Source organism: Schauerella aestuarii, assembly GCF_009866805.1.
GTDB classification, from domain to species: domain Bacteria; phylum Pseudomonadota; class Gammaproteobacteria; order Burkholderiales; family Burkholderiaceae_B; genus Schauerella; species Schauerella aestuarii.
Genome location: NZ_SIZW01000042.1, coordinates 378,652 through 391,448 on the forward strand (window position 1 = coordinate 378,652; position 12,797 = coordinate 391,448).

Here is a 12,797-nt window from a genome sequence, read left to right on the forward strand (position 1 = left end):
TCCCCATGAATGTCTACCTGCTGCAGGTCGTCAATGGCATCGGGATCGGCATGCTGTACTTCCTTCTGGCGGTCGGCCTGTCCATCATCTTCGGGCTCTTGCGGTTCGTCAATTTCGCGCACGGCGCCTTCTATCTGCTGGGGGCCTACTTCTGCTTCCAGGCGATGCAGTGGGGCATGAACTTCTGGCTGGCACTCGTGGTGGTGCCCTTGCTGGTGGCCTTCTGCGCCTGGGTGGTCGAGAAAGTGCTGCTGCGGCATGTATATGCCCAGGCACACGAGTTTCATATTCTCGTCACCGTGGGCCTCGCGCTGGTGCTGCAGGAGGGTGTCATTCTGATCTGGGGTCCGTTGGGCGACAACGTGGCCACGCCGGAGGCGCTGCAAGGCGTGGTCATGTGGGGCAACTTCATCTATCCGAAGTACCGCCTGTTCGTCATCGGCTTTACCGCCGTGTTTGCGTTGGCGTTGTGGTGGGTGCTCGAAGGCACGCGCCTGGGCAGCGCCGTGCGCGCCGGTAGCGAGTCCACCGAAATGGTCTCGCTTCTGGGGATCAACGTCTTCCGCATTTTCAGTCTCGTCTTTGCGTTGGGCGCCGGCACCGCTGCGCTGGCAGGCGTGCTTGCCGCACCCATACGCGGCGTGGAACCGTTCATGGGCATCGAGGCGTTGGGCATCGCGTTCGTGATCGTGGTGGTGGGCGGCATGGGCAGTTTCGCGGGTGCGTTGGTTGGCGGCCTGCTGATCGGTATCGTGCAGAGTGTGATGAGCACGCTGTGGCCGGAGGGCGCACGCCTGATGATCTATGTGGCCATGGCCGCCGTGTTGCTGCTGCGTCCTCACGGTTTGCTGGGGAGAGGATGATGACGCGGCTCGGTACCCATTTTCAATTGCTGCTGGTGATCGCCGTGGCGCTCATCCTGCCGCTGGTGATTCGCTCTGGATCGCTGGCGACCGAAGTACTGATCTACGCGATCGCGGTCGCGGGCTGCAACCTGCTGCTGGGATTTACCGGTTTGCTGTCGTTCGGGCAGGGTATTTTCTTCGGGTTGGGCAGTTATACGGCGGGCATTCTGCTCACCCGATTGGCTCTGCCGCTGCCGCTTGCCTTGCTGGCGGCGGTGGTGGTGGGTGCACTCGCCGCGACGCTCGTCGGCTGGTTCGCCATCCGGCAACGCGGCACGTATTTCGTGATGCTCACGCTGGCGTTTGCGCAGATGTTCTACTTTCTGGCGTACAGCCTGCCCACCCTCACAGGCGGCGACAACGGCTTGCTGGATGTGCCGCGCCCGCCGATTTCCGTGGGCGGGTTCGAACTCATGGCATTGAAAACACCGTGGCAGTTCTATACGTTGGTGGCGGTGTGCTTCGTGATCGTGTTCTGGCTGCTGCTGCGCGTGACGCGCTCGGTGTTCGGCCGCACCTTGCTGGCGATCCGCGACAACGAAGAGCGCGCCGCTGCCGTGGGATACAACGTGCGGCTGTTCAAGCTTGCCGCGTTCGCGATTTCCGGTGCGGTCACGGGATTGGCGGGTGCCTTTCTGGCCATCATGACCGGCATCGCGCCGCTGTCGAGCATCGAGTACCACACCAGCGAAATGATTCTGGTGATGACGGTCATCGGCGGCACCGGCAATCTTTTTGCCTCGGTGCTGGGTGCTGCATTTTACGTGCTGTTCTCGGATTGGCTATCGACCTTGTGGCCGCGCTGGCTGCTGTTGTTGGGGATGCTGCTGATCGCCGTAAGTCTGTTCATGCAACGCGGCCTGTGGGGCTTGGGCGAACGCCTGTGGTTGGCGGTGCGGCGCAAACCGCCGGCCGGCGATATCGATGCACCATCCGCCAGGGAGTCCCGCCCATGACTGCGCATGCCGATAACGCTTCGCTTCCGTTCAACCCGCAACACCCGGTGCCCCACACGTCACACCTGGCGCATCCCGGCACACCACTGCTCGAGGCGCACGGTGTCGTGAAACGCTACGGCAAGTTCGTGGCATTGCATGGCGTGGACCTCACCGTGCAGCCGCGCACCGTGCATTCGGTGATCGGCCCAAACGGTGCGGGCAAGACGACGCTCTTCCACACCCTGACCGGCACCACCGGCGTGAGCGGGGGCACCGTCGTCTTCAATGGCCACGACGTCACGGCCGAGGCCGATCATCAACGCGTGCAGCGGGGTATTGCGCGTTCGTTTCAAGTGACGAGCCTGTTTGCCAATCTATCGGTGCGCGAAAACCTGCGCTTGGCCGCGCAAGGCGTGAAGCGGGCGGGCGCTTTCGACCTCTGGCACCCGCCCAGCGGCGCGCGCGCGCACAACGATGTGGTCGATGGCGTGCTCGAACGCATGGCGCTCACGCGCTTTGCCAACCAGACGGCCGGCGTACTCTCGCATGGCCAGCAACGTCGTCTGGAAGTAGGCATGGCGTTGGCCGCGCAACCGCTCGCCATTTTTCTCGACGAGCCCACCTCTGGCATGGGCGTGGACGATCTGGACGAGATGAAGCGCATGATCCGCGGCTTGCGCGATGACTACACCGTCGTGTTGATCGAACACAACATGAATATCGTGATGGATATCTCGGACACCGTGACCGTGATGCAGCTTGGGCGGGTGCTCGTCGAAGGCACACCCGACGCGGTGCGCAACGACGAACGCGTGCGCCGCGCCTATCTCGGCAATATGATTACCGGAGGCCGCGCATGATCCTGGACGTGGACGGCATTCACAGCTATTACGGCAAGAGCCACATTCTGCAGGGGCTCGAGCTTCAGGTGGCCGATGGCGCGCTGGTGACGGTGCTGGGACGCAACGGCGCCGGCAAATCGACCACGCTCAAAACCATTGCCGGTGTGATCGCGCCGCGCAGCGGCAGCATTTGCTTCAATGGCCAGCACATCGCCGGTCTCCCGGCGCACCGTATCGCGGCCATGGGTGTGTGCCTCGTGCCCGAACACCGGGGCATTTTCAAGCTGCTCACGGTGGAAGAGAACCTGAAGCTCGGACTGCGGCGCGCCTCGCCTTGGCAGTTGGACGATATCTACCGGATCTTTCCGCGCCTGAAAGAGCGGCGCCGCAACGGCGGCGGCCAGTTATCGGGCGGGGAGCAGCAGATGCTGGCGATCGGCCGGGCGTTGATGAATCATCCGCGACTGCTGATGCTCGACGAGCCGGTCGAAGGACTGGCACCGGTGATCGTGGAAGAGATCGTGGCCCAGCTCAAGCTCATCAAGCAATCGGGCGTGGCCATTGTGCTGGTGGAGCAAAATCTCGAGGTGTGCACGCAACTTGCCGACCGGCACATCGTCATCGAACAGGGGCGCGTCGTTTTCGAAGGCAGCAATGCCGAATTTCTGGCCGACGACGGCGTCAAGGACCGTTATCTGGGCGTGGGCGTATGAGCCTGGCCCCGAACAAGGAGTACATCATGCACGTTTCCGAATCTGAAGTTCCGACCGCGCTGCGCATCGACGGCGCACGCCTCTGGCAATCGATCATGACGCTCGCCAAGATCGGGGGCACGCCCAAGGGCGGCGTGTGCCGCCTTGCCCTGACCGATCTGGACCGTCAAGGCCGCGACCTGGTGGCCGACTGGGCCGCGGAGCTGGGTTGTACCGTGCGCGTGGATGCGATCGGCAATATGTTCATGCGTCGCGCGGGCCTGCGCGACGATCTGCCGCCGGTGATGGCCGGCAGCCACATCGATACGCAACCCACCGGCGGCAAGTTCGACGGCAACTACGGCGTGCTCGCCGGGCTGGAAGTGCTGCGTACCTTGCAGGACCACAACCTGATTACCGAGGCGCCGCTGGAAGTGGTGGCGTGGACCAATGAAGAGGGTTCGCGCTTTGTGCCGGTGATGATGGGGTCGGGCGTGTTCGCCGGTGCGTTCACGCTGGAACATGCGCTGGCGCAATGCGACCGCGACGGCATTTCGGTGGGCGAAGCGCTCAAGAGCATCGGCTATGACGGCGCCGATCCCGTCGGCGGGCGTCCCGCGCGTGCTTATTTCGAAGCGCATATCGAGCAGGGCCCGATTCTCGAAGCCAACGATATTGTGATCGGCGTGGTCGAAGGCGCTCTGGGCCAGCGCTGGTTCGACGTGGTGGTGACCGGGCAGGAAGCGCATGCCGGCCCGACGCCGATGGCGCTGCGCCGCGACGCGCTGCTCGGCGCGACCGATCTGATTCGTGCGGTCAACCGCATCGCGCTCGATCACGCGCCGCACGCGCGCGGCACGGTGGGCTGCGTCGAGGTTTTTCCTGATTCACGCAATGTGATTCCGGGCCAGGTGAAAATTACGGTCGATCTGCGTGCCGCCGACGACGCCACACTCGACCGCATGACGCAGGCGTTTGCCCAGGCGTGCGACGAACTGCGGCAGAAAGGCGGGCTGGCGGTCACATCGGAGCAGGTTGTGTATTTTCCGCCGCAACCGTTCGACGCCACCTTGATTCAATCGATCCGCGACGGCGCCCAGGCGCTGGGCGAACACACCATGCCCGTGGTGAGCGGCGCCGGCCACGACGCCGTCTACATGGCCCGCGTCACGCCCACCGCGATGATCTTCGTGCCTTGCAAGGACGGCATCAGCCACAACGAAATCGAGGATGCCCAGCCGGGTCACCTCGAGGCCGGGTGCAATGTGCTGCTGCACGCGATGCTGCGCTGTTGCGGCCGCGTCGAAACCGCCTCCGCCAAGGCCGCCGCATGAAAGTCCTGATCGCGCGCATGAATCACGAAACGAATACGTTTTCGCCGGTGCCCACGCCGCTGTCCGCCTTCGGCAACGATGGCCCGGCCTACGATCAGGCGGCCTATGACGACAACGTCGGCAAACGCACGGCCATGTCCGCCTTCATCGATCTCGCGAATGCGCGCGGCGCCGAGATCGTGACGCCGGTATCGGCTATGGCGTATCCAAGCGGACGCGTGGCGGCAAGTGCCTATGCCGACATCTGCGATCGCATCGTGGCGGCGGCCCCGGGTTGTGACGCGATCCTGCTCGATCTGCATGGGGCGATGGCGGTGGAATCGACCGATGATGGGGAAGGCGATCTGCTGGCGCGCGTGCGCGCGGCGGCGCCCGGCACGCCGATCGGCGTGGCGCTGGATCTGCACGGCAACGTGACGCCGGCCATCATGGCCAACGCCGACGTGATCGTCAGCTTCAAGACGTATCCGCACATCGATATGTATGAAACCGGCGAGCATGCAGGGCGCTTGCTCTTCGATGCGTTCGATGGCAAATCCCGACCGGTGATGGCTTGGCGGCGGTTGCCGCTGATCACGCATACGCTGCGCAGCAATACGGCCGAAGGCGCCATGCGCGATGCGGTGCAGGCTGCGCGTGACGCGGAGGACGCGGGCATGCTGGGCGTATCGATCCTGGCAGGATTCGGCCTGGCCGATATTCCGCATCCGTGTTTGACCGTGATCGTGGTGGCGGACGGCGACCAGGATGCAGCCGATGCCGTGGCGGCGCGGATCGCAGACAGGATGTGGAACGACCGCGATGGCTTCTTCTATGCCAGCGAGCCCCTGGCGCAGTCGCTGGCGCGCGCCGATACGTTGGCGGCTACGGCGGACAAGCCCATTCTGCTGCTCGATCATGGCGATAACTGCATGTCGGGCGGCACGTGCGACACGATGGATGTGCTGACCGCAGCCGTGGATGCCGGGCTGACCGGGATCGTGGCCGGTTTGTTCTGCGACCCGCAAGCCGTTGCCGTCATGGCGCAAGCGGGCGAGGGCGCCACTGTCACGTTACCGGTGGGCAACAAGCGTCCGATTCCCCAGATCGGCCGGCACACGCCGCCGGTTACGCTCACGGGCACGGTGCGCGCGGTAACGAATGGCGAGTATGTGATTTCGGGCCCCACCTACACGGGTCAGACGGCGTGCATGGGACGCACCGCAGTGCTCGATATTGGCGCGGCATTGCTGGTGGTGACCGAGCGCACGCATGAGCCTTGGGATCTGGGGGTGTTCGAAAGCGTGGGCATCGACCCCCGGCAGGCGCGCTTCATCCTCGCCAAATCACGGATGTACTGCCGCCCGGTATTCGTGCCGATCACGGCGGCGCTGGTGGAGTGCGACAGCCCGGGCGTCACCAGCTCGGACTATGCGCTGTTTCCGTTTGAGCGCGCCGTGCGTCCGGTCTATCCCCTGGACCGCATGGCCAGTGAAGACTACGTGGCGGCGGACCCGGTGCGTTGATCCTGTGCCCGATGCGGTTCGCTGATGGCTCGTTTACGGCGCCGTCGATGCCGCGATCAGGCCGTCGTATACCGCGCGCGCATCGGTAAACCCTTGTGATTGCAGCCTCTTCACGTAGGCATCGGACACCGGCTGCAGTCCCGATTTCCATCGTTGCAGCGTGGCAGCGTCGGGGCGCACGATTTCTTGCCCGGGGCCGTGCGCGCCGTCGAAAAAGGGCTTGTCCCATTTGTCCCAGAGTGGCCCGAACTGGGCCACCAGCATATCGCCGCTCATGCTGTCGATCACATCGCGAATCTCAGCGGGCAGCCCCTCGTAACGGGCCTTGTTCATCACGATGAAAAACGCCGACGCATAGAAGGGCACGGCCGTGTGCTGCTTCATCTCGTCGTTGAAACCCGGAATCGGCGTGCCCCAGTTCGTGACGATCCCGTCGAGTTGATTGGCGCGCAGCGCCGGCATGATTTCGTCAGGTTGCAGCAGCTTCGGCACGGCACCCACGGATTCCAGCGCGGTAGCCACGGTGGCGTTGGGCACTCTCAAGCGCAGGCCTTTCAGATCGTCCAGCTCGACCACGCGCGTTTGCTTGGTGTGCACCAGCCCAGGGTTTTGCACGAAGAGCGCCAGCACCTTGAAATCGCGGTATTCGTCGGCAATGACGCCGGTTTTGTACAGCGACCACAGCGCCTGCGATCCGCGTCTTGCGTCGGATACGACGAACGGCAGTTCGACGATCGAACTGCGCATGAATCGATCGCCTTCGGCGCCGCGCAGGCCCAGCGCAATGTCTACCGCACCGTCCTTGACCTGGGTGCCCTGGTTGCGCACATTGCCCAATGGCGAACTGCCGTTCAACACCTCGACCACCACCTTGCCGTTGCTGCGACGCTCGAGTTCCCGCGCCCAAGGCTCGACCAGATCGACCTGGAAGAAGCTTTTGGGCCCCAGGAAGTGGCTCATCTTCAGCGCGATCGGCGCCGCGCTTGTCGCATCCGGCGCTTGCGGTGCGGCCGATGCGGGCGCTTGCGCGTACGCCGTCATCGATGACCACGCCAGCACCGTAGCGATGCTCAGACGCGCAATAAGTGTATTGCCGTACATGGTGACCCCTTTCAAGAACAACACAACGCGCAGGGGCATCGGCTTGGCCCCTCATGTGGCGGATGAGCGATCATAGGGGGATGCCGATCTATTCATTATCATGATTTACCCTTGGATGAGGTCGTCAGCGAGCGGACGCGACATGCGGCGGGCGAGGTTGCTACTATCGGCCATCCTCCATACCTGAGAACCGGGCTCATGCACACCACTCATCGGATCGCCTCCGGCCGCGCGACGCTTGCCGTGGATGTGCAGGGCGAGGGCAGCCCGATCGTGTTCCTGCATGCGGCAGTGTGCGATCGGCGCATGTGGCGCGGCCAACTCGCACCGTTGGCGCAACACAATATGGCCATGGCGTACGACCGCAGGGGCTTTGGCGACACCCTGGCGAGCGAAGACACCTTTTCGTGCGTCGCCGACCTGAACGCTGTGCTCGATGGGCTGGTGCCCGGGCAGCCGGCCGTTCTGGTCGGGTGTTCGCAAGGCGGCCGCGTGGCGCTCGATGCTGCCCTCGCTCATCCCGAACGCGTGCGCGGCCTGGTGCTGATATCGGCATCCGTGTCCGGCATGCCCGAGGCCGTGTATCCCGTGGACATCGCGCCGTTGATGACGCGGCTTCAGGAAGCGGAAGCAGCAGATGACAAAGATCGGATCAACGCCATCAAGGCACATCTTTATCTGGATGGACCACGTAGCGCGGAGGGCCGGGTGAGCGGCGCGGCACGTCAGTTGTTTCTCGACATGAACGGCATCGCGCTGCGGTCGCCACCCGTAGGCAGAAACGTCGATACGGCACCGGCCTACGACCGGTTGGGCGAGATCGCCGTACCAAGCCTCGTGCTGGCGGGCGACCTCGACTTTCCGCACATTCAGGACCGCGCCCGTCACATCGCCGCCGCCATGCCCAACGCCCGCTTTCAGGCCTTGAACGGCGTGGCTCACTTGCCCAGTATCGAGCCGGCAAATACGATCGCCGCGCAAGTGAAGGCGTTCATGGCCACACTATGAGCGCACGCACAGCGGGCCGCCGCGTCAATCAGGGCGCCAACTGGGCCTCGATCAGGGCAGCCGACCGTTCGGATACGACCAATACCAGTTTCATTGTGGCGCGCGTGGCGCCCACGAAGAGCTTGCGTACGGTGCGCTCATCCAACGCCTCGAAGTCGATCTCGGCAAACACCACGGCCGCCGCCGATTGTCCTTTGAACCGATACACCGATTCCATCAGCACCGTGCCGGGGGTGTACACCGGCTGCCCCAGCAGATCGTATTCGCCGGTGAATGAGCGCAAGGCATGCGGCCCCAGGCGATCCAGATGCAGCAACCGCGACTGCTCGCGGCCGCGATAGCTCAGCACGGCGACGTCATGCTCGCGAAAACCCACAGCGTAGCAACGGCGCACGGCTTCCTTCACGGCCAAGAGCAGGCTGGCCTCGTCGGCATAGGTGATCAGTTCGACATCGCTGCCGGCGATCGGTGCGGCCGCTTCGATGCGCAGGTCCGCGGGCAGCAGGGGCTGCAGCCAGCGCACGACCGGACGCGGACTACGGTAGTTGCTCTTGGCCCGCAGCCGCACCCAATCCGGCAGCTCGGCGGGCGGGTGACCGTACAGGTTTTGCATCGGGTCTTCGAGCCACAACTGTCGCGCACCGGGTTTGGCATGGCGCAGCACCAGATCGCGCCATGCGGGCGCGAAGTCCTGGCCTTCGTCCACGATGACGGTGTCGAACGACATCGCTTCCGAAACGGGCGTGGCGGCGGCATCCACGATCAGTTTGTCGAACGCGCCGGGTTGGGCAAAATCAGTGGTGTGCCCCGCGTCCTGGAGCGCCATGTCGCACAGCATGTGAAACGTGCACACCAGCCCGCCAGCGGGTGCGATGCGGGCGAAATGATCTGCCAGCGGACGGTTGTAGCACACGTACAGCGGCCGTTTGCCGGCCTCTACTGCATCGCGGTACTCGGCCAGCGCCAGTTGCGTTTTGCCGGAGCCGGCGGTGCCCGTGACCCGCAATCGATAAGGCGTCATGTCCAGTTGCCGCGCCCAGTGCGCCAGCCCACCGGCCACGCGCGTGACCAACGTGCGCGCCTCGCCGAGCAGGGCGCTCACGTCGGTTTCCAGCTGGATGATGTCCTGCAGGAAACGGTGCACGCGCGGCGCAATCGCAGCGGGTTCGCCAGGCCCCAGCAGGGCCTCGATCATCGGCACGAGTTGGGCGCGTCGGCTGCCGTCGACGATGCGCTCGGGTGAAATGCCGGCGGTAAGCGGATGGCGCACGATGTGATCGGGGCAATACAGCAAATACTCGATCGTCACCGTCTGATGGTTCAGGCTGCGTGACAACTTCGCGCTCAAGCCATCCACCGTTCGCGCCATCTGCGCCTGCACGAGGCGATGGGTATTGCCTTGCACCTTCGCCAGGCCGTCTTCGGTCTCGGTCAGCAGCCCGCTTTTCTGCTCGATGATGAGCAGTTGGCCAGCGCGATTGACGATGACGAAATCGATTTCGCCGTAGATCGCATGCGCATGGTCGACGTTGGTCCAATGCACGGCGTGATACACGGTGTAGTCGTCGGGCAAACCCGCAGCCAGCACGGCGAGCGTCTGGATCTCGCGTTGCTGGGGGCCACTGTGTTCCAGCGTTTCCCAACCATCGGGCACAACACGCGACATCGAATACTCCTGGGCTTTCTGAGCGGGTGGCACGCGGCCACGATCCTGGCATTATGCGCGAGTGTCGAGGGCAGATCGCCGCCGATGCCTCGTTTGGCGCAGCTGATCGTCTCGGCGCACCTTCGGGAAGTGGCGCCGTTTATCGATCCAGCATCGCCTCTGAAGTTCGCATCCCTTATGGATCCGCCGCACCCGAGGCGTCGGTCGCCGCAAGCGGCGGATCGGCGGCATACAAGCGCAACCGTTCCGCCGCCTGACGCAGATGCTGCTCGGCAGCCGCACCGGCGGCTTGGGGATCGCCGGCTTCGATCGCCTGGAAAATGGCCTGATGCTCGGCCTGCACGGCCACCATCCGCTGCGCGTAAAGGCGCGCCGTATTGCGCCGGGCGCTGCGAATCACGTGGCGCACATTGGCTTCGAGATATTCGCTGAGCGACACCAGATGCGGATTGTGCGTGGCTTGCACGATCGCCAGGTGAAACGCGTAGTCTTCTTCGTCGCCCAACTGATCATTCAGAATCGCGTACTCCATGCCCACCAAACCCTGACGGATGCGTTTCAGATCGTCGCTCGTACGGCGGGCCGCGGCGAGGCGTGCTGCCGTGCCCTCGATCGACAGCATCAATTCGAGGATGTGTTCGAGATCCTGGCTGTCCTGCGCCGTAATCGCGCCAATGCGAAACGCGTTCTTGCGCACGTTGGGATCCACGAACGCGCCGCTGCCTTGTTGCGACGTCACCAAACCTTCAGACTTCAAGCGTGCGATCGCCTCGCGCACCACCGCGCGGCTTACGCCATGCGTTTCGACCAGCACCTTTTCAGTCGGCAAGCGCGCGCCTGGCGCCAGCACGCCTTGATGGATCTGTTCGGCCAACAACGCCGCCAGATCGGCGGGCAGGGACGGCCGGGCCGCGGCGGTGGCTGTCGATTCTGAGGAGGACGGCAATGTCGTCATGCGCAAAAATGAAAAGTGGCGCCGCTCGGCGGGCCGGCGCTCATGAAAGGTACAGCCCGCCGTTGACCTGCAGCGTTTCGCCGGTGACGAAAGCCGCAAGCGGCGAACACAGAAATGCAATGGTACCGGCAATGTCTTCCGCGGTGCCGTAGCGGCCCAATGGCGTGCTGGCCAGCAGTTGTTCGCCTTTCTGGCCGATCAGGTCGCGCGTCATCGCCGTCTCGATGATTCCGGGCGATACGGTGTTTACGCGCACGCGAGGCGCCAGTTCCAGAGCCAGGCTGCGCGAAAACGACAAGATGGCGCCTTTGGTGGCCGCATAGGCGGCGTGCGCATAACTGCCGCGGTGCGCCGCCAGCGACGCCAGCAACACCACCGCGCCACCCTCGCGCAGCCGCGATTGCGCCGCGCGACACAAGAAAAACGTGCCGTCCAGATTGATGTTCATCAGTCGCCGCCACGCGTCATCGGTAGTGTTCGCGATGGTGGCCTCGGGATAAATGCCGGCGCAATGCACGAGAAAATCCAGCCCGCCGAAGCGCTCCGCCGTGACCGCCAGGGCGCGTTCGCACGCGTCGGCGTCGGACACATCGGCCGGGATACTCAGTACGCGATCTGCCGGCACACCGATCACCTCAACGGCGCGCCCCAGCGCAGCCCGGTCGATGTCGACCAGCACGACCGACGCACCATGCGCCGCCATCATCGCGGCAGTCGCCAATCCAATGCCGGTACCGGCACCGGTAATCAACGCCACTTTTCGTTCGAATGAAATCACTGCAGTCTCCTCTGCGGCACCCGCTCGTGCAGGCATCTTGTTGGTGAGAGCGGCCGTTGTGCGCGATGTGCGGCCCATCGAGAAGAGGGTTGACATGCCATCGGCGTCTCTCTACTATTTGCCCGACGATTTTAATTTGTCAGACAACAACGATAATTTATCAGACAAGTAGCAAAACCTCCAGAAAGAGCCGCACCGGCGGCAGGCGCCAAGCCTGCTGAATCGCGATGCAGCCAGTGGAGTATTGCGGCAGGAGACAAGCGTGATGCACCCATCGGGGCCTGAAACCGGCCTGCGCGGGCAAACAGTAGTGATCACGGGCGGCGCCCGCGGTATCGGTCTGGCCTGCGCGCAAGCCTTCGCGCGCGAAGGTGCACGCCTGGCGCTGCTCGATATCGATTTGGACGCGCTCGACGCAGCGTGCGCCACCGTGCGAGCGCTGGGAGCGACATGCCTGCCCGTGCAAGCGTCGGTCACGGACGCGACGGCGGTAGCGCACGCGTTCTCGGCGATCGATGCGGCGTATGGGCGGGTGGACGTGCTGATCAATAACGCAGGCGTGTCAGCCAACAAGCCCACGCTGGACGTCACGCCTGACGAATGGCGCCGCGCGGTGGATATCAATCTGAACGGCGTGTTCTATTGCGCGCAAGCCGCCGGGCGGCGCATGGTCGCGGCCGGCGCGGGCAGCATCGTCAATCTGTCTTCGATGTATGGCGTGGTGGCGGCGCCAGACCGGGCAGCGTACTGCGCCACCAAGGGCGGCGTGGTGATGCTCACCGAATCGCTGGCGGTGGAGTGGGGCCCGCACAACGTGCGCGTCAACGCGCTGGCGCCGGGCTATATCGACACCGACCTGTTGCGCGATCTGCAGGCCCGGGGCCGCTTGAGCATCGACCGGCTGGTGGCGCGCACGCCGTTGCGTCGGCTTGGCACGGCCGACGAAGTCGCTGCGATGGCGGTGTTTCTCGCCGGTGCACAGTCGGCATTCATGACCGGCCATACCTTGGTGGCGGATGGCGGCTGGAGCCGCTATGCCTATCTCTAATTTGCAATGCGGTATCTGGAGCACG

General features: G+C 64.2%; 12 protein-coding genes. 8 read left to right on the forward strand and 4 right to left on the reverse strand.

Annotated elements, in window-relative coordinates; translation table 11 throughout:
* Positions 1 to 5: 5 nt before the first annotated feature.
* Genes EYW45_RS16825 through EYW45_RS16850 form a run of 6 tightly spaced genes read left to right on the forward strand, consistent with a single transcriptional unit; the run spans position 6 to position 6,216 of the window.
* Positions 6 to 863: a branched-chain amino acid ABC transporter permease gene (locus EYW45_RS16825; protein WP_161136586.1), complete on the forward strand. Its 858-nt coding sequence runs from the start codon at positions 6 to 8 to the stop codon at positions 861 to 863.
* Positions 863 to 1,861: a branched-chain amino acid ABC transporter permease gene (locus EYW45_RS16830; RefSeq protein WP_161137076.1), complete on the forward strand. Its 999-nt coding sequence runs from the start codon at positions 863 to 865 to the stop codon at positions 1,859 to 1,861. The genes EYW45_RS16825 and EYW45_RS16830 overlap by 1 nt, the downstream gene beginning before the upstream one ends.
* Positions 1,858 to 2,703: an ABC transporter ATP-binding protein gene (locus tag EYW45_RS16835; protein ID WP_161136587.1), complete on the forward strand. Its 846-nt coding sequence runs from the start codon at positions 1,858 to 1,860 to the stop codon at positions 2,701 to 2,703. The genes EYW45_RS16830 and EYW45_RS16835 overlap by 4 nt, the downstream gene beginning before the upstream one ends.
* Complete coding sequence (locus EYW45_RS16840; protein WP_161136588.1) at positions 2,700 to 3,398, forward strand: ABC transporter ATP-binding protein; 699 nt, start codon at positions 2,700 to 2,702, stop codon at positions 3,396 to 3,398. Before EYW45_RS16835 ends, EYW45_RS16840 begins: the two co-directional genes overlap by 4 nt.
* A 26-nt stretch (positions 3,399 to 3,424) precedes the next feature.
* Entirely contained in the window at positions 3,425 to 4,711 is a 1,287-nt protein-coding gene (locus EYW45_RS16845) for a Zn-dependent hydrolase (RefSeq protein WP_161136589.1), read from the forward strand.
* Complete coding sequence (locus EYW45_RS16850) at positions 4,708 to 6,216, forward strand: M81 family metallopeptidase (RefSeq protein ID WP_161136590.1); 1,509 nt, start codon at positions 4,708 to 4,710, stop codon at positions 6,214 to 6,216. The genes EYW45_RS16845 and EYW45_RS16850 overlap by 4 nt, the downstream gene beginning before the upstream one ends.
* Before the next feature lie 33 nt (positions 6,217 to 6,249).
* Here the strand turns inward: EYW45_RS16850 and EYW45_RS16855 are convergent, their stop codons facing one another.
* Complete coding sequence (locus tag EYW45_RS16855) at positions 6,250 to 7,356, reverse strand: TRAP transporter substrate-binding protein (protein ID WP_161136591.1); 1,107 nt, start codon at positions 7,354 to 7,356, stop codon at positions 6,250 to 6,252.
* Between the two features lie 159 nt (positions 7,357 to 7,515).
* On the opposite strand from EYW45_RS16855, the gene EYW45_RS16860 reads away from it, so the two are divergent.
* Positions 7,516 to 8,325: an alpha/beta fold hydrolase gene (locus tag EYW45_RS16860; RefSeq protein WP_161136592.1), complete on the forward strand. Its 810-nt coding sequence runs from the start codon at positions 7,516 to 7,518 to the stop codon at positions 8,323 to 8,325.
* A 28-nt stretch (positions 8,326 to 8,353) separates the two neighbouring features.
* On the opposite strand, the gene EYW45_RS16865 is transcribed toward EYW45_RS16860, so the two are convergent.
* The 3 genes from EYW45_RS16865 to EYW45_RS16875 all read right to left on the reverse strand — a co-directional run bounded on the left by EYW45_RS16865 (position 8,354) and on the right by EYW45_RS16875 (position 11,724).
* On the reverse strand, positions 8,354 to 9,991 hold the full coding sequence (locus tag EYW45_RS16865) for an ATP-binding domain-containing protein (RefSeq protein WP_161136593.1): 1,638 nt from the start codon (positions 9,989 to 9,991) through the stop codon (positions 8,354 to 8,356).
* A gap of 175 nt (positions 9,992 to 10,166) precedes the next feature.
* Positions 10,167 to 10,946, reverse strand: coding sequence for a FadR/GntR family transcriptional regulator (locus EYW45_RS16870; RefSeq protein WP_161136594.1), 780 nt, complete (start codon positions 10,944 to 10,946; stop codon positions 10,167 to 10,169).
* Between the two features lie 40 nt (positions 10,947 to 10,986).
* The gene (locus tag EYW45_RS16875) at positions 10,987 to 11,724 is read right to left on the reverse strand and encodes an SDR family NAD(P)-dependent oxidoreductase (protein ID WP_161136595.1); all 738 of its coding nucleotides are present in this window, start codon (positions 11,722 to 11,724) and stop codon (positions 10,987 to 10,989) included.
* A gap of 265 nt (positions 11,725 to 11,989) precedes the next feature.
* On the opposite strand from EYW45_RS16875, the gene EYW45_RS16880 reads away from it, so the two are divergent.
* Positions 11,990 to 12,772: an SDR family NAD(P)-dependent oxidoreductase gene (locus EYW45_RS16880; protein WP_161137077.1), complete on the forward strand. Its 783-nt coding sequence runs from the start codon at positions 11,990 to 11,992 to the stop codon at positions 12,770 to 12,772.
* The last annotated feature ends 25 nt before the right edge of the window (positions 12,773 to 12,797 follow it).